The organism is Rathayibacter sp. PhB152, from assembly GCF_003751395.1.
GTDB lineage: Bacteria > Actinomycetota > Actinomycetes > Actinomycetales > Microbacteriaceae > Rathayibacter > Rathayibacter festucae.
The window spans coordinates 1-16,893 of the sequence record NZ_RJUT01000011.1 but is presented as its reverse complement, the minus strand read 5'-3'; the positions used below and the strand labels follow the sequence as shown (position 1 = coordinate 16,893).

Genomic DNA, 16,893 nt, shown 5'->3' with positions numbered 1-16,893 from the left:
GCACTAGCCTGTCACGGAGGCAGGCTCGAATCAAGAGTGCTGGATGGGATGCAGCTGTGATCATGGACGGGAACCGGCCTCCGACCAGGCCGGGAAGCGCCCGGCGGCCCCTCGGCCTGCTCCTCCTGGTCGCCGTTCTGGCGCTGGAGACCGCTGCCGTGGCGTGCATCACAGGGTGGCTCGTGATCGAGCTCGTCACCACCCGGGCAGGCTCGATCGGCGGCGGGATCGCGATCGTCGTGCTCTCCTTCATCGCCCTGGCCTGGGTCGCCGCGACGACCGTGGGCACTGCCCGGCGTCGCAGCTGGATCCGCGCCTCCGCCCTGACGATCCAGCTGGTGATGATGGCCGTCGCCCTCGGCGCGTTCCAGGGGCAGTACGCCGTGCCGGACATCGGCTGGGCGCTGCTGGCCCCGGCCCTGCTGGCCGTGGTGCTGCTCTTCCTGCCGAGCACGGTCGCCGCCACCCGCCGCGATCCCGGGCTGGGCTAGCCTCACGGAGCCGGCGGCCCCGGGCGGGCGCCACTGGGCTAGCGTCGGAGGATGGACTCCACCCGACTCGGCCTCAGCGGCCTCCAGGTCTCCTCGATCATCCTCGGCTGCATGAGCTTCGGCGCCCCCGACCGCGGCGCGCACGGCTGGAGCATGGGGGAGGAGGAGTCGCGGCCCTTCCTCCGCCGGGCGCTCGAGCTCGGCATCACCACCTTCGACACCGCCGACGTCTACTCCGACGGCACGAGTGAGGAGTTCGTCGGCCGGGCGCTGGCGGACTTCGCCGTCCGCGAGGAGGTCGTCATCGCGACCAAGGTGCACGGCACCATGCGTCCCGGAGCCAACGGGGGCGGGCTCTCGCGCCGGCACATCCTCAGCGCGATCGACGACAGCCTCCGCCGCCTCGGCACCGACTACGTCGACCTCTACCAGATCCACCGCTGGGACCCGCAGGTGCCGATCGAGGAGACGATGGAGACCCTGCACGACGTCGTCCGCTCCGGCAAGGCGCGCTACATCGGCGCGTCGAGCATGTGGGCGTGGCAGTTCGCGAAGGGGCAGTACACCGCCGACCTCGGCGGCTGGACCCGCTTCGTCTCGATGCAGGATCAGTACAACCTGATCCAGCGCGAGGACGAGCGCGAGCTGCACCCGTTCTGCCTCGACCAGGGCGTCGGAGTGATCCCGTGGTCGCCGCTGGCCCGCGGACGCCTCACCCGTGAGTGGGACGCGACCACGTCGCGCACCGAGACCGACCTCTACGGCAAGACGCTCTACCACCAGCAGGAGGAGGCCGACCGCCGGACGGCGGGCACCGTCGAGCGGATCGCGACCGAGCGCGGTGTCCCGCGCGCGCAGGTCGCCCTCGCCTGGGTGCGCCAGCAGGAGGCGGTGACCGCGCCGATCGTCGGCGCGACGAAGATGCAGCACCTCGAGGACGCGGTCGCCTCCGTCGACCTCGAGCTGACGGCCGAGGAGCTCGACGCGCTCGGCGCCGACTACGCCCCGCGCTTCAACGAGGGCTTCTAGCCGCCGTCGGGCGGCCGCGGTCGCGCCAGGCATCGGCCGAGCTCGTCACGCTGCCAGCATGGCCGGATGAGCGCACCCGACCTGACTGCTGCCGTCATGGCCTCGCTCCGAGGCTGCGGTGCCGAGAAGCACACGACCCTTCTTCTCGGCGCCGGAGCCTCGACCACGTCAGGACTTCCCGGCTGGGACGAACTCGTCGTCCGTCTCCTCGTCGACAGCGGAGTCGTGCCGGACGGCGAGGCAGGTGCTCTCGTCGTGAGCAGGCAGGATCCGCTGATCGCCGTCGCAGCGGCGCGCGAAGCGTACGGTGCGACGTGGGATCGGAAGCTCCGCGCGGCCCTCTACGACGGGATCCCCTCCGTCGAGATCTCGCCCCTGCACTACGCCGCCGTTGCTCACGCGCTCGGCGGTGCCCCGGCCGAGACGAGTCTGGCGACGCTCAACTTCGACACGCTTCTGGAACACGCCCTCCGCGCCGAGACCGAGTACCCGGTCATCGCCGCGACCGGCGAGGACGTGCCTCCTGGTCTCCCGACCTACGTCGTCCGGCATCTCCACGGGATCGTCAGTCCGACGCAGACGAGAGACGTCGTCCTCACCCTGACCGACTTCCTCGATCTGGTCGCCGAGCGCGACTCCTGGCAGTCAGTCTTCCTCCGGCAGGCTGTCGGCCGGGGAGCCCTGATCATTGCCGGGACGTCCTATCGCGACCCGGACGTGCGCCAATGGCTTCATGCCGCCCTCGCCGAGGCGCCGCAGGAACACGCCGCCGTTGTTCTGCTCGCTCGGCAGGGTTTCGACGTCACGAAGGCGCAGTTCGCGGAACTCGCGAAGGCGTTGAGCGGACAGTGGACTGCCATCGGCCTCCGACCGGTGCTCCTCGACGACTTCTCGGACGCAGCGCAGGTGATACGTGAACTCCGACACGTCGATTCCCCGGGCTACCGCGCTCCACAGGAGCGGATCGCGCAGATCTGGGACCACCACCTCGAGGGGTTCCTGCCTCTTCAGCAGGAGTACGTCGAGCAGTTGCGGGTCGATGCTGACGACCTCAGGTCAGCGTTCGACGTCGATGTGCTCAACCTCAGTCTGTGGTTGTCGGACGGTCGCGTCATGCTCGCGCGCTGGGCGGCGCAGGACAGGGTGTTCCTCGACCGGCACGGTCTTCGGCGGGTGGAGACCGGCTTCGACAGCCCGTGGATCGCCGGGCAGGCCCTCGGCTCCGACACTCTGCTGCACAAGGATCTCCCGCGGGACGGTGTCCACCGCTGGACGTCGGTGCTCGCTCTCCCTCTGCCCGCACCCCATCCGGTCCTCCCGACGGCGACCGCCGGGGTCCTCACCATCGGGCTGCCCGAGGCTGCAGCCCGGTACGAAGGATCGAAGCTGCTCTGGGGGGAGACGCTGGCGCGGGTCGGTGACGCGTGGAGTTCACGCCTGACCAGACCGGTGTTCGCCGAGGCGGCGACTACCATCGAGACTGTCGACGAGGAGGACTGATGGCGAAGAACGTGAAGCGGTCGTCGTACCAGAGCCTGGGCAACGGTGTCTATCGGGTCGGGGCCGTGCGTCGTAGTGCGGTGACCGGACGATACGTCGTCAGTCCCGAGCCCGCACCGGCATCGCCGTCTCCCACGCCGTCCGCGAGCGGCGACCGACGGAGTTGATTCCGCCGGTCACCGGCGTGCGTCGGCGGGTCAGGCCAGCTTGAGCTTCTTGCGCAGGGCCTGCACGTGGCCGGTGGCGCGCACGTTGTACTGCGCGAACTCGAGGGCGCCCTCGGGGCCGACGACGAAGGTCGACCGGAGGACGCCGATGACCGTCTTGCCGTAGCTGTTCTTCTCGCCCCAGACGCCGTAGGCGCGGTGCACGGCCATGTCCGGGTCGCTCAGCAGGGGGTAGGCGAGACCGTGCTCGTCCGCCCAGCGGCGCAGCGCCTCCGGGGTGTCGCGCGAGACGCCGAGCACCTCGTAGCCGGCGGCCTGCAGGGCCGCGGTGCTGTCGCGGAAGTCGCACGCCTCGGTCGTGCAGCCGGGGGTGTCGGCCTGCGGATAGAAGAAGAGGATGACGCGGCGGCCGCGCAGGCCCTCGAGGGTGACCGGGGTGCCGTCCTGGTCGGAGAGCGTGAAGTCCGGGGCGGTGTCGCCCGCGGCGAGGCGCTCGTCGGCGGGGATCGGGGGGAGGGCGGTGTCGGTCATCGTCTGCTTCCGTCGGTGGTGGCGAAGGTGGTCAGGAGGCGCTGGAGCGAGTCGAGGCGCTCCGGCCCGCTCGCGCCGAGCAGCCCGCCCTCGACGGCCTCGATGATCGCGCAGTCGGGGGAGTCGGGGAGGTGCGTGCAGCCGCGCGGACAGTCCTCGGCGAGCACGGCGAGCGTGGTGAAGGCGCCGAGGATGTTGTCGGTGTTCACGTGGCCGAGGCCGAAGGAGCGCACGCCCGGGGTGTCGATCACCCAGCCGTGCCGGTCGCCGCGCTCGACGCGCAGCGAGACGGTGGAGGAGGAGGTGTGCCGGCCGCGCCCGGTCACCGTGTTGACCCGGCCGATCGCCCGGTGCGCGTCGGGGACGAGCTTGTTCACGAGCGTCGACTTGCCGACTCCGGAGTGGCCGACCACGACGGTCTCGTGGCCGAGCAGCGCCTCGGCGATCTCGTCGACGGGCGGCTCGTCCTGGCTGGAGAGGAAGACGCGGAGGTCGAGGCCCTCGAAGTTGCGCAGGAACGGCGCCGGGTCGGCGAGGTCGGTCTTGGTGATGCAGAGCATCGGCGTGATGCCGGCATCGAAGGCGGCGACCAGGTAGCGGTCGACCAGCCGGGTGCGCGGCTCCGGGTCGGCGGCGGCCACCACGCAGACCATCTGGTCGGCGTTGGCGACGATCACCCGCTCGATCGCGTCGGTGTCGTCGGCACTGCGGCGCAGCAGCGTCGACCGCTCGCGGATCCGGACGATGCGGGCGAGCGTGCCCTCGTCGCCGCTGGAGTCGCCGACCACGTCGACGCGGTCACCGGGGACGATCGCCTGCTTGCGCAGTTCGCGGGCGCGCGCCGCCGTGAACTCGTGCTCCTCCGGGGTGCCGTCGCCGATCATCACCGTGTAGCGGCCGCGGTCGACGCCGAGGACCATCGCGATCTCGGCGTCCTCGTAGGCCGGCCGGTTCTTCGTCCGCGGCTTGGTGCCCTTGGGATTCGGCCGCACCCGGGCGTCCGACTCGTCGTAGCCGTCGAAGTCGTCGAGCACTCCGTCGGCGTCGAGGCCGCTGTCCGTCCACCACGACACGGGTCAGACCCCGCCCGCGAGTGCGGTCCAGAGCTCGGGGAACTGCGGCAGGGTCTTCGACGTCGTCGCGATGTCCTCGATCGCGACGCCGGGGACGACCAGGCCGATCAGCGCACCGGCGTGGGCCATGCGGTGATCGGAGTAGGTGCGCCAGCGGCCGCCGTGCAGCGGCGCGGGCTCGATCCGCAGGCCGTCCTCCAGCTCGGTGACGGAGCCGCCGAGGCCGTTGATCTCGGCGGCGAGGGCGGCGAGGCGGTCGGTCTCGTGGTGGCGGATGTGGCCGATGCCGGTCAGCGTGCTCGGTCCGCTCGCGAGCGCGGCGAGGGCCGCGAGGGCGGGGGCGAGCTCGCCGCCCTCCGAGAGGTCGAGCTCGACGCCGAGGATCTCGTCCCCGCCGCGGACGACGAGGTCCTCGCCGTCGCGCTCGACGCTCGCGCCGAACAGCGGCAGGATCCGCTCGAGGTGCGCGCCGACCTGGGTGGTCTCGGCCGGCCAGTGCCGGAGCCGTACGGTGCCGCCGGTGACGAGCGCGGCGGCCAGGAACGGCGCGGCGTTGGAGAGGTCGGGCTCGATCAGGACCTCGGCACCGGTGATCCGCTGCGGCGCGATCGTCCAGGCGCCGGGGGTCGACGCGTCGACGCTCACGCCGCGGGCCGCGAGAGCGGCGATCGTCATGTCGATGTGCGGCTGGCTCGGCAGGGCGCCGCCCTCGTGCGTCAGGCGCAGCCCCTCGTCGAACCGGGCCCCCGCGAGGAGGAGGGCCGAGACGAACTGGCTCGAGCGGGTGGCGTCGACCACGGCGTCGCCGCCGCGGATCGAGCCGGAGCCGTGCACGGTGAAGGGGAGCGAGCCGCGCCCGTCGTCCGCCACGTCGACGCCGAGCGAGCGGAGGGAGGCGATGGTCGCACCCATCGGCCGCTTGTAGGCGTAGGCGTCGCCGTCGAAGGTGGTCGGCCCGAGCGCGAGCCCGGCGAGCGGCGGCAGGAAGCGCATCACGGTGCCGGCCAGTCCGCAGTCGATCGTCGTGGAGCCGAAGAGCTCCTCGGCCGGCTCGACGACGAGGTCGGCGCCGAAGGAGCCGGTGGCGCCCTCCTCGCGGATCGTCGTGCCGAGCGAGCGCAGGCCCTCGATCATCAGGGCGCTGTCGCGCGAGTGCAGCGGTGCGCGCAGCACGGACGGAGCGTCGGCCAGAGCGGCGAGGACGAGCTCGCGGTTGGTCAGCGACTTGGAGCCGGGCAGCTCGACCACGGCGTCGAGGGCGCCGGCGGCGGACGGCGCGGACCAGTCCTCCTCGCCGGGGAGCGCGCGGGCGTCGCCGTACGGATCGAACTCGGGAGCGGAATAACGCGAGAAGACCATCGGTTGTCAGAGTAGTCGGCGAACGGACCGACGGCAGGATCAGGCGGGAGGCGAGGCATGACGGCGACGATCGACCTCGTGCGACCCCGGCCGGCCCGACCGGCCGCCTCCCGGCGCCGCGGCCTAGAATCGCGTGTGATGACTCGCGACGACAGCACACGCCCCAGCACCGCCGATGAGGCGACCGCGACGGAGGAGGCCGAGACGATCGAGGAGGCTCTCGACGACGCCGCTCCCGCCGCTCCGGTCGATCTCCGCGCGCTGTTCGAGCAGCAGGCGCTGCCCTTCATCGACCAGCTCTACGCGGCCGGCCTGCGGATGACCAAGAACCCCTCCGACGCCCAGGACCTCGTCCAGGAGACCTTCGCGAAGGCGTTCGGCGCGTTCAAGCAGTTCGAGCAGGGCACGAACCTCAAGGCGTGGCTCTACCGCATCCTCACCAACACCTTCATCAACTCGTACCGCAAGAAGCAGCGCGAGCCGTACCAGAGCGCGATCGACGAGCTCGAGGACTGGCAGCTGGGCGGCGCCGAGTCGACCACCGCCACCTCGAGCCGCTCGGCCGAGGCCGAGGCGATCGACCACCTCCCCGACACCGCCGTCAAGGAGGCCCTGCAGGCGATCCCGGAGGACTTCCGGCTCGCCGTCTACTTCGCCGATGTCGAAGGCTTCTCGTACCAGGAGATCGCCGACATCATGAAGACCCCCGTCGGGACCGTGATGAGCCGGCTGCACCGCGGCCGGCGCATGTTGCGCGAACGACTCACCGACTACGCACGCGAGCGCGGGATCCGCGCCGCTTTCACCACCGGGAGCACGAAATGACCGACTGCGGCTGCACGAAGGCGAAGGCCGAGCTCGAGGAGTACCTCCACAACGAGCTGTGCAAGGAGGACGCCGCCGACATCCGCGAGCACATGGCGAACTGCCCCGACTGCTCCGGTGAGGCGAAGGTCGGCGTCGTGCTGACCGTCGCCGTGCAGCGCGCGTGCAAGGAGACGGCGCCGGAGGACCTCCGCGCTCAGGTGCTCGGCATGCTGCGCGACGCGCAGGCGAGCCACGCGGCGGCTCCGGCGCGGGTCTAGCGCTCAGCACTCCCTGCTCGACGACCTCCGGCTCGCCGGAACGTGCCCGGCTCGCAGGAGCCGCCCGTTCCGGCGAGCCGGAGGTCTTTCCGCGTGCCGGAGCCGCCGCCGAGGGGGCGGCTCCGGCCGGGCGGTCAGCGCTGCAGTGCGCGGCCCAGCAGGTCGGCCTGCTCGGAGGCGTGCCGCTTCGCCGAGCCCGCGGCGGGGGAGGCCGCCGCCGGACGCGAGACGACGCGGATCGGCCGGTCCAGCTGCGGAGCGACGTTCAGCGCGATGAACGGCCAGGCGCCCTGGTTCTCGGGCTCGTCCTGCACCCAGACGAACTCCGCGTTCGGGTAGCGCGCGGCGATCGCGCGCAGCTCCTCGATCGGCGCCGGGTAGTACTGCTCGACGCGCACCAGCGCGATGCCGACGTCCGGCTTCTTCTCCAGCTCGGCCTTGAGGTCGTAGTGCACCTTGCCGGCGTGCAGGAGCACCCGGGTCACGGCCGACGCGTCCTGGATGCGGGCGTCGTCGATCACGGGCTCGAAGCGGCCCGAGGTGAAGTCCTCGACCGGGCTCGACGCCCCGCGCAGGCGCAGCATGGCCTTCGGCGTGAAGACCACCAGCGGGCGGCGCGGCCGCGAGTACGCCTGGCGGCGCAGCAGGTGGAAGTACGACGCCGGGGTCGACGGACGCGCGACGGTCATGTTCCGCTCCGCGCACATCTGCAGGTAGCGCTCGATGCGGGCGGAGGAGTGGTCCGGGCCCTGGCCCTCGTAGCCGTGCGGGAGCAGGAGCACGAGCGACGAGCGCTGGCCCCACTTCTGCTCGGCGGAGGAGATGAACTCGTCGATGACGATCTGGGCGCCGTTCGCGAAGTCGCCGAACTGCGCCTCCCAGAGCACGAGCGAGTCGGGCCGCTCGACCGAGTAGCCGTACTCGAACGCCATCGCGGCGTACTCCGAGAGCAGCGAATCGTAGATCCACAGGCGGGCCTGCGAGTCCGACAGGTTCATCAGCGGCAGCCACTCCTGGCCGTTCTCGCGGTCGTGCAGCACCGCGTGGCGCTGGACGAACGTGCCGCGGCGGGTGTCCTGGCCGACGAGGCGCACCGGGGTGTCCTCGAGCAGCAGCGAGCCCAGCGCGAGCAGCTCGCCGAACGCCCAGTCGATCGAGCCGGAGCGGCTCATCTCCTGGCGCTTGGTGAGGAGCTGCTGCAGCTTCGGGTGCACGGTGAAGCCCTCGGGCGGCGAGGTGAACGCGTCGCCGATGCGGGTGATCACCTCGGCCTTGACGCCGGTCACCTCGGGCTCGCCGGGGTAGTCCTCGCCCTGCTGCGCGTCCGGCAGCTCGAGGTCGGCCACGGAGTCGCCGTCGGCGCTGATCACGGGGATCGCGCCGGTCTGCGCGGCGTGCGTCTCGGCGAAGGCGCGCTCGAGGCGGTCCTGGAAGTCCTGGTGCGCCCGGTCGTACTCCTCCTCGGTGATGTCGCCGCGACCGACGAGTGCCTCGGTGTAGAGCTTGCGCACCGAGCGCTTGGCCTCGATCAGGCTGTACATCAGCGGCTGGGTCATCGAGGGGTCGTCGCCCTCGTTGTGGCCGCGGCGGCGGTAGCAGATCAGGTCGATGACCACGTCGCGGTTGAACCGCTGGCGGTACTCGAACGCGAGCTGGCCGACGTGCACGACGGCCTCGGGGTCGTCGCCGTTCACGTGGAAGATCGGCGCCTGGATCGTCTTCGCCATGTCGGTCGAGTAGATCGAGGTGCGCGCCTCGTGCGGCGGGGTCGTGAAGCCGACCTGGTTGTTGATGTTGATGTGGATCGTGCCGCCGGTGCGGTAGGCCCGCAGCTGGGACATCTGCAGCCCCTCGACGACCACGCCCTGGCCCGCCATCGCGGCGTCGCCGTGGACGAGGATCGGCAGGGTGGTGAAGGTGCCGATCGGCTTGCGGTCCTGCTTGGCGCGGACGATGCCCTCGAGCACGCCGTTGACGGCCTCGAGGTGCGAGGGGTTCGCCGCGAGGTAGACGGGGATCTCCTCGCCGCCGGCGCCGCGGAAGGTGCCCTCGGTGCCGAGGTGGTACTTCACGTCGCCCGAGCCCTGGACCGTCTTGGGGTCCTGGGTGCCCTCGAACTCGCGGAAGATCTGGCCGTAGGTCTTGCCGGCGATGTTGGTCAGCACGTTGAGGCGGCCGCGGTGGGCCATGCCGATGGCGACCTCGTCGAGGTCCGCGTCCGCCGCGCCCTGCAGGACGGCGTCCAGCAGCGCGATCAGCGACTCGCCGCCCTCGAGCGAGAAGCGCTTCTGGCCGACGTACTTGGTCTGCAGGAAGGTCTCGAACGCCTCGGCCTCGTTGAGGCGGCCGAGGATCCGCAGCTGCTCGTCGTGGCCCGGCTTCTCGTAGCCGCGCTCGAGCTTCTGCTGCATCCAGGCGCGCTGCTCGGGGTCCTGGATGTGCATGTACTCGACGCCGACGGTGCGGCAGTAGGAGTCGCGCAGGATGCCGAGGATGTCGCGCAGCTTCAGCTGGCGGGAGCCACCGAAGCCGTCGGTGACGAACTCGCGGTCGAGGTCCCAGAAGGTGAGGCCGTGGCTCTCGATGGCGAGGTCCGGGTGCGAGCGCTGGACGTACTCCAGCGGGTCGACGTCGGCCATCAGGTGGCCGCGGACGCGGAAGGAGTTGATCAGCTCCTGCACCCGCGAGGTCTTCGAGACGCGCTCGGCGAGGTCGACGGCGATGTCGGTCGACCAGTGGATCGGGTCGTAGGGGATGCGCAGCGCGGAGAAGATGTCCTCGTAGAAGCCGCGCTTGCCGAGCAGCAGCTCGTGCACGATCTTGAGGAACTCGCCCGAGCCGGCGCCCTGGATGACGCGGTGGTCGTAGGTCGAGGTCAGCGTGATCGTCTTGCCGATGCCGAGCTCGACGAGAGTCTTCTCGGACGCGCCCTGGAACTCGGCCGGGTACTCGAGGGCGCCGGCGCCGATGATGCAGCCCTGGCCCTTCATCAGGCGGGGCACGGAGTGCACGGTGCCGATGCCGCCCGGGTTGGTCAGCGAGAGGGTGGTCCCGGCGAAGTCGCCGGCCGCGAGCTTGTTGCCGCGGGCGCGCTTGACGAGGTCCTCGTAGGCGGCGAGGTAGGCGGTGAAGCTCAGCGTGTCGGCGCGCTTGATGCTCGGGACGAGCAGGGCGCGGGTGCCGTCGGGCTTGGGCATGTCGATCGCGATGCCGAGGTTGATGTGCGCCGGGGCGACGACCGAGGGCTTGCCGTCCGGCTCGTCGTAGTAGACGTTCTGGCTCGGGAAGTCCTTGAGCGCGCGGATCAGCGCCCAGCCGATCAGGTGGGTGAACGACACCTTGCCGCCGCGGGTGCGCCGCAGGTGGTTGTTGATGACGATGCGGTTGTCGATCATCAGCTTCGCCGGGATGGTGCGGACGCTGGTGGCGGTCGGGATCGACAGGCTCGCGTCCATGTTCGTGGCGAGGCTCTTGGCCATGCCGCGCAGGGGGGAGACGACGTCCTCCTCCACGGCGGCGGCGGGCTCGGCCGGCTTGCTCACGGGCGCGTCGGCCGGGATGGGCTGCGCCTTCGGCTGCTTCGAGGTGGTCTTCGCCGTGCTGGTCGCCGAGGTGGCCGGGTGGCTCACCGCTCCGCCCGCGCTCGTCGACACGCGCTCGGCGACGGGCGCCTTCGCCGGGGCGGCGGGGGCGGCGGCCGAGGGGGCCTCCGCGCCGGCGGGTGCGGCACCGCCGAGCTGCTTGCCGTAGCGCTCGAGGATCGGCCACCAGGACTCGTCCACCGAGGCCTTGTCGGCGCTGTACTGCTCGTACAGCTCCTCCACCAGCCACTCGTTGGCCCCGAAGTCCTCCGAGCCCTGATCTGTTCCCGCTCCGGTCAACTGGCTCGACACAGCCGATCGCCCACTCTCTCCGTTGATTCGTTCTCGATCATCCGGACGGCACCGTCGCATCCGACACGCATCTGGGCGTCGTCGCCCGGTCCCGTCCCGGTCGTCAAGCCTAGCCCGGATCCTCCGGCGAAGGTCCCCAGCCGGGCCGGAGTAGCGTCGTCTCCATGCGCTTCTACGGTGGAACACCCTCCGGCGACCTCACCTACTCGGACGTCTTCCTCGTTCCCGGCCGGTCCTCCGTGACCAGCCGGCTCGACGTGTCGCTCGCTCCCGGTGACGGCACCGGAGCCAGCATCCCGATCGTCTCCTCGAACATGAACTCGGTCACCGGGCCCCGGCTCGCGGCGACGCTCGCCCGGCGCGGCGGGCTCGGCGTCCTGCCGCAGGACATGCCGCTGCAGCACCTCGACGCGGCCATCCGCTGGGTGAAGGACCAGCCGGTCGCCTTCTCCGGCGCGCTCACCGCCTCGCCGTCGACGACGGTCGAGGAGGCGCTCGCGATCCTCCCGGCCGTCGCGGGCCACGGCTTCGTGGTGCAGGAGGAGGACGGCACGATCCTCGGCTGCGTCCCCGCCGCGCGGCTCGCCACCGCCCTGGAGGACGCCCGGCTCGGGGACCTCGTGCACGGAGCCTCCGCCTCGATCGACGCCGACGACGTCACCACCGCGCGCGCCGCCTTCGACCTGATGGTCGCGGCCGACCTCGACTTCGCCCCGGTGCTGCACCACGGCGCGCTGGTCGGCACGCTCTCGCGCACCGGCGCGCTGCGCTCGACCATCTACGACCCCGCGCTGGACGCCGACGGGCGGCTGCGGATCGCCGCGGCGGTCGGCATCAACGGGGACGTCGCGGCCAAAGCGCGCGCCCTCGTCGCCGCGGGCGTCGACGTGCTCGTCCTCGACACGGCGCACGGCCACCAGGAGGGGATGCTGCGCGCGCTGCGCACCGTCTCGGCGCTGAAGCTCGGCGTGCCGATCGCGGCCGGCAACATCGTCACCGCCGACGCGGTGCACGACCTCGTCGACGCGGGCGCGGACATCCTCAAAGTCGGCGTCGGCCCGGGCGCGATGTGCACCACGCGGATGATGACCGCTGTCGGGCGGCCGCAGTTCTCCGCGGTGCTGGAGACGGCGGAGCGGGCCCGCGAGCTCGGCGCGCACGTCTGGGCCGACGGCGGCGTGCGCTACCCGCGCGACGTGGCGCTCGCGCTCGCGGCCGGTGCGGCCTCGGTGATGATCGGCTCCTGGTTCGCCGGCACGATCGAGGCGCCGGGGGAGCTGCGCAGCGACGCGGCCGGGCGGATCTACAAGGAGAGCTGGGGGATGGCCTCGGCCAAGGCCGTGCAGGAGCGCTTCGACCGCCTCGACGCCTACGAACTCGCCCGCAAGCGGCTCTTCGCGGAGGGCATCTCCTCGTCGAAGATCTACCTCGACCCGCTGCGCCCCTCGCTCGAGGACCTGCTCGACATGATCACCTCGGGCGTGCGCTCCTCCTTCACCTATGCGGGGGCGCGCAGCGTCGCCGAGTTCCACGAGCGCGCGCTGGTCGGGCTGCAGTCGGCGGCGGGCTACGAGGAGGGCAAGGCGCTGCCGGTCAGCTGGTGACCGCTCGCCGGTGACCGTCAGCCGGTGCCCGGCGCGCGCGTGCTAGAACCGAGCCCATGACGATCGTCGACAACGCCGTGTACGTCGGCGGTCACCGCATCCGGAACCCCGACTCGCTCGAGGACACCTTCGAGCTGATGCGCGACGAGCACGGCATGGCCTGGATCGGGCTCTACCGCCCGAGCCGCGAGGAGGTCGAGGCGGTCGCCCAGGAGTTCGGGCTGCACCCGCTCGCCGTCGAGGACGCGCTGAGCGGCCACCAGCGGGCGAAGCTCGAGCGCTACGACGACGGGCTCTTCGTGGTGCTCCGGCCGGCGCACTACGTGGACTCCGCGGAGACGGTCGTCTTCGGCGAGCTGCACGTGTTCGTCGGCCCGGACTTCGTGGTCACCATCCGGCACGCCGACTCGCCGGACCTGGCGGCGGTGCGCAAGCGGCTCGAGGGGGATCCGTCGCTGCTCTCCCGCGGGCCGGAGGCGGTGCTGTACGCGATCCTCGACCAGGTCGTCGACGAGTACGCGCCGGTGGTGCACGGCGTCCAGGGCGACGTCGACGAGATCGAGGACCAGCTCTTCGGCGACGGCTCGGACGACGGGCTCTCGGAGCGCATTTACCGGCTCTCCCGCGAGGTCATCCACTTCCAGCGCTCGGTGCAGCCGCTGACGGCGCTGCTGCACGAGCTCGCCGAGGCGCCGGACGCGGCCCCGGGCGCCGACGCGACGCTCGACCACGTCGAGCTGCACCGCTCGCTCCGCGACGTGCTCGACCACACCATCCGGGTGACCGAGGCGGTCGACGCGCTGCGGGCGATCCTGGACAAGGCGCTGACCGTGCACTCGACGCTGGTCTCGCGGCGGCAGACCGAGACCGGGCTGGCCCAGAACGACGTGGTGCGGAAGATCTCGTCCTGGGCCGCGATCCTCTTCGCGCCGACGCTCGTCGCGGGCATCTACGGCATGAACTTCGACGACATGCCGGAGCTGCACTGGCGGCTCGGCTACCCGTGGGCGATCGGGCTGATGCTGGTCTTCGGCTTCGTGCTCTACGCCGTGTTCAAGCGCAAGAAGTGGCTCTGAGCGGGGCCCTGCCGGAGCCGGGCTGCCGCTAGACTCGACGCCACAATGGACGACCCCCCTTCTGCGCATCCGCCCTCGCACCGGCTCGTTCGGATCTCCCCGATCCCCTCGGGCTCGATCCTGCAGCCGCTCCCGCTTCCGCTGACCGGGGGTGACCCCCGTGGGCACTGAATGGCTCCTGCTCGGCGTCGGCCTGCTGCTGACGCTCGGCACCGGCGTGTTCGTCGCCAGCGAGTTCGCGCTGGTCAACCTCGACCGCGCCGATCTCGAGGCCCGCCGCGACCGCGGCGAGACCCGCCTCGGCATGACGATCGCCGCCCTCCGCGTCACCTCGACGCACCTCTCCAGCGCGCAGCTCGGCATCACGCTGACGACGCTGCTCACCGGCTACACGATGGAGCCGGCGCTGTCGTCGCTGCTGCGGGTGCCGTTCGGCGGCCTCGGCATCCCGGACGAGGTGCTGACGCCGATCATGACGGTGCTCGCGATCGTCATCGCGACGCTGCTGTCGATGATCCTCGGCGAGCTGGTGCCGAAGAACTTCGCGCTGGCGCTGCCGCGGGCGACGGCGAAGCTGGTCGTGCCGATCCAGACCGCGTTCACCACCGTCTTCCGCCCCGCCGTCGCACTGCTCAACGGCAGCGCCAACGCCCTGCTCCGCCTGGCCGGCATCGAGCCGAAGGAGGAGCTCTCGGGCGCCCGCAGCGCCGAGGAGCTCTCGAGCCTGGTGCGGCACTCCGCGAGCGCCGGACTGCTCGAGGAGGACACGGCCGACCTGCTCGGGCGCACCCTCCGCTTCTCCGCGCTCTCCGCGGGCGACGTGATGACCCCGCGGCTGCGGCTGTCCACGCTCGAGCGCTCCAGCACCGCGCAGGACGTCCTCGACCTCGCGCGGACCACCGGCCTCTCGCGCTTCCCGATCACGGACGACGACATCGACGACATCGTCGGCGTCGTGCACGTCAAGCAGGCGGTCGCGGTGCCGCGCGGCAAGCGCTCCGAGGTGCCCGTCACCGCGCTGCGCTCGGAGCCGCTCCGCGTGCCCGAGACGATGAAGCTCGACGTGCTGCTCACCGAGCTGCGCGGCCGCGGCTTCCAGCTCGCCGTCGTCGTCGACGAGTACGGCGGAACGGCGGGCGTCGCGACGCTCGAGGACCTCGTGGAGGAGCTCGTCGGCGAGGTGGCGGACGAGCACGACCGCTCGCGCCCCGACGTCGTGAAGCTGCCCGGCTCGACCACCTTCCCCGGCATGCTGCGGCCCGACGAGGTCCGCGACCGCGCCGGCGTCGTCATCCCCGAGGAGGGGCCGTACGAGACGGTCGCCGGGTTCGTGATGAGCGAGCTCGGCCGCCTGCCCGCCGTCGGCGACGAGGTGCCCGTCGAGGGCGGCTCGCTCCGCGTCGAGCGGCTCGACGGCCGGCGCATCGACCGGCTCCGCTTCACCCCGGACCCCGACGCGGCGGGCGAGGGCATCCCCGACCCGCTCGCCGACGTGGGCCGGCCGCACCGAGGACGCCAGGAGGCCGACCATGAGTGACTGGGCAGGTATCGCCTGGCTCGTGGTGCTGCTCGCCGCGAACGCCTTCTTCGTCGGAGCGGAGTTCGCGGTCATCTCCGCGCGCCGCTCCCAGATCGAGCCCCTCGCCGAGAGCGGACGCCGCAGCGCGATCACCGCGCTCGCCGCGATGGAGCACGCCACCCTGATGCTGGCGACGACCCAGCTCGGCATCACCGTCTGCTCACTGCTGATCCTCAACGTCAGCGAGCCGGCGATCCACCACCTGCTCGAGGTGCCGCTGCACGCGGTCGGCATCCCGGACGAGTTCTCGGGCACGGTCGCGTTCGTGATCACCCTGGTGATCGTCTCGTTCCTGCACGTCGTGCTCGGCGAGATGGTGCCGAAGAACATCTCCTTCTCGATGCCGGACCGCGCCGTGCTGCTGCTCGCGCCGCCGCTCGTCGCGATCGCCCGCGTGATCAGCCCGATCATCGTCGCGCTCAACGCGATCTCGAACGGGGTGCTGCGGCTCTTCCGGGTCGAGCCGAAGGACGAGGCGAACAGCACCTTCACGCTCGAGGAGGTGCAGACGATCGTCGACCAGTCGACCCGCGAGGGCACCCTGCGCAGCAACGGCACCCTCCTCGCCGCGTTCGAGTTCACCGAGAAGAAGGTGCACGACGTGGCGCTGCCGCTCGACGGCATCGTCAGCCTCCCCGCCGGAGCCTCGCCCGCCGACGTCGAGCGCGCCGTCGCGAAGCACGGCTTCTCGCGCTACGTCGTGCTCGGCGAGGACGGGCAGCCCGAGGGCTACATCCACCTCAAGGACGTCCTCGACCTCGACGGCGACACCGAAGGGCCCAAGTTCCGCCTGCCCATCCCGGCCAAGCGGATCCGCCAGCTCGCCTCGATCTTCGAGGCCACCGACCTCGAGGACGCCCTCGCGATCATGCGCCGCACCGGCGCCCACCTCGCGCGCGCCTTCGACGAGCAGGGCCGCGCGACTGGCGTCCTGTTCCTCGAGGACATCATCGAGGAGTTGGTCGGCGAAGTCGACGACGCCACCCGCCGCTGAGGCGCGGGCCGGGGAGGCGGCGCTCGCGGCGTTGTCGTCGGTCGCGATACCGCCGGTATCGCTCCCTCCTCCGCCTTGCGATCACCACCTCCCCGGCCCGCGCCTCGACTCGAGGCGGGGTGGCAGCGGCTTCGCCGACTGTGGTGGGGCAGCGGCTTCGCCGACTGTGGTGGGGCAGCGGCTTCGCCGGCTGTGGTGGGGCAGCGGCTTCGCCGGCTGTGGTGGGGCAGCGGCTTCGCCGGCTGTGCGGGTGGCAGCGGCTTCGCCGGCCGTGCGGGTGACAGTGGCTTCGCCCGCCGTGCGGGTGTGAGCGGCTTCGCCGGCTGCGGCGGGGCAGCGGCTTCGCCGGCTGCGGCGGGTAATAGAGGCCTCGCTGAACGCTGGGGTGGCGGTGGCGGTGGCGGTGGCGGAACATGTTGGTCGAGTAGCCCCGCAGGGGCGTATCGAGACCCCTTGTGGTCAAGTGGTTGTTGCAACGAGGAGTTGGTCGAGGCGTTGGGCGGGGGTGGCCC

The 16,893-nt window shown here is 71.6% G+C and carries 13 protein-coding genes; 9 read left to right on the top strand and 4 right to left on the bottom strand.

Annotated features, from left to right (window positions below):
* The first annotated feature begins 182 nt into the window (after nt 1-182).
* The 3 genes from EDF36_RS19705 (at nt 183) to EDF36_RS19695 (ending at nt 3,020) form a co-directional block, all read left to right on the top strand.
* Nucleotides 183-491, top strand: coding sequence for a hypothetical protein (locus EDF36_RS19705; protein ID WP_260300820.1), 309 nt, complete (start codon nt 183-185; stop codon nt 489-491).
* Nucleotides 492-542: 51 nt separating this feature from the next.
* Nucleotides 543-1,520, top strand: a complete 978-nt coding sequence (locus EDF36_RS19700) for an aldo/keto reductase (protein ID WP_123734321.1) — start codon at nt 543-545, stop codon at nt 1,518-1,520.
* A gap of 225 nt (nt 1,521-1,745) precedes the next feature.
* Nucleotides 1,746-3,020, top strand: a complete 1,275-nt coding sequence (locus EDF36_RS19695) for an SIR2 family protein (protein ID WP_260300818.1) — start codon at nt 1,746-1,748, stop codon at nt 3,018-3,020.
* A 197-nt stretch (nt 3,021-3,217) separates the two neighbouring features.
* Here the strand turns inward: EDF36_RS19695 and bcp are convergent, their stop codons facing one another.
* The 3 genes from bcp to aroA are packed head-to-tail and all read right to left on the bottom strand — an operon-like array spanning nt 3,218 to nt 6,150.
* Nucleotides 3,218-3,718 (bottom strand): thioredoxin-dependent thiol peroxidase, encoded by a 501-nt coding sequence (bcp, locus tag EDF36_RS19690; protein ID WP_123734319.1) that lies wholly within the window; start codon nt 3,716-3,718, stop codon nt 3,218-3,220.
* Complete coding sequence (gene rsgA / locus EDF36_RS19685) at nt 3,715-4,791, bottom strand: ribosome small subunit-dependent GTPase A (protein WP_173250401.1); 1,077 nt, start codon at nt 4,789-4,791, stop codon at nt 3,715-3,717. The genes bcp and rsgA overlap by 4 nt, the downstream gene beginning before the upstream one ends.
* A gap of 3 nt (nt 4,792-4,794) precedes the next feature.
* Complete coding sequence (aroA, locus tag EDF36_RS19680) at nt 4,795-6,150, bottom strand: 3-phosphoshikimate 1-carboxyvinyltransferase (RefSeq protein ID WP_123734318.1); 1,356 nt, start codon at nt 6,148-6,150, stop codon at nt 4,795-4,797.
* A 138-nt stretch (nt 6,151-6,288) separates the two neighbouring features.
* Here aroA and EDF36_RS19675 point away from each other — a divergent pair, with 138 nt between their 5' ends.
* Entirely contained in the window at nt 6,289-6,975 is a 687-nt protein-coding gene (locus EDF36_RS19675; RefSeq protein ID WP_123734317.1) for a sigma-70 family RNA polymerase sigma factor, read from the top strand.
* Entirely contained in the window at nt 6,972-7,235 is a 264-nt protein-coding gene (locus EDF36_RS19670; RefSeq protein WP_123444408.1) for a zf-HC2 domain-containing protein, read from the top strand. The genes EDF36_RS19675 and EDF36_RS19670 overlap by 4 nt, the downstream gene beginning before the upstream one ends.
* A 134-nt stretch (nt 7,236-7,369) precedes the next feature.
* Here the strand turns inward: EDF36_RS19670 and EDF36_RS19665 are convergent, their stop codons facing one another.
* Nucleotides 7,370-11,128, bottom strand: coding sequence for a multifunctional oxoglutarate decarboxylase/oxoglutarate dehydrogenase thiamine pyrophosphate-binding subunit/dihydrolipoyllysine-residue succinyltransferase subunit (locus tag EDF36_RS19665; protein ID WP_185020576.1), 3,759 nt, complete (start codon nt 11,126-11,128; stop codon nt 7,370-7,372).
* A 164-nt stretch (nt 11,129-11,292) separates the two neighbouring features.
* Here EDF36_RS19665 and EDF36_RS19660 point away from each other — a divergent pair, with 164 nt between their 5' ends.
* From EDF36_RS19660 to EDF36_RS19645, 4 genes are all read left to right on the top strand, one after another.
* Complete coding sequence (locus tag EDF36_RS19660; RefSeq protein WP_123734315.1) at nt 11,293-12,732, top strand: GuaB1 family IMP dehydrogenase-related protein; 1,440 nt, start codon at nt 11,293-11,295, stop codon at nt 12,730-12,732.
* A gap of 56 nt (nt 12,733-12,788) precedes the next feature.
* On the top strand, nt 12,789-13,808 hold the full coding sequence (corA, locus tag EDF36_RS19655) for a magnesium/cobalt transporter CorA (RefSeq protein ID WP_123734314.1): 1,020 nt from the start codon (nt 12,789-12,791) through the stop codon (nt 13,806-13,808).
* Nucleotides 13,809-13,959: 151 nt separating this feature from the next.
* Nucleotides 13,960-15,345, top strand: a complete 1,386-nt coding sequence (locus tag EDF36_RS19650) for a hemolysin family protein (RefSeq protein WP_123734313.1) — start codon at nt 13,960-13,962, stop codon at nt 15,343-15,345.
* Nucleotides 15,338-16,381 (top strand): hemolysin family protein, encoded by a 1,044-nt coding sequence (locus tag EDF36_RS19645; protein ID WP_123444413.1) that lies wholly within the window; start codon nt 15,338-15,340, stop codon nt 16,379-16,381. Before EDF36_RS19650 ends, EDF36_RS19645 begins: the two co-directional genes overlap by 8 nt.
* Nucleotides 16,382-16,893: the final 512 nt, after the last annotated feature.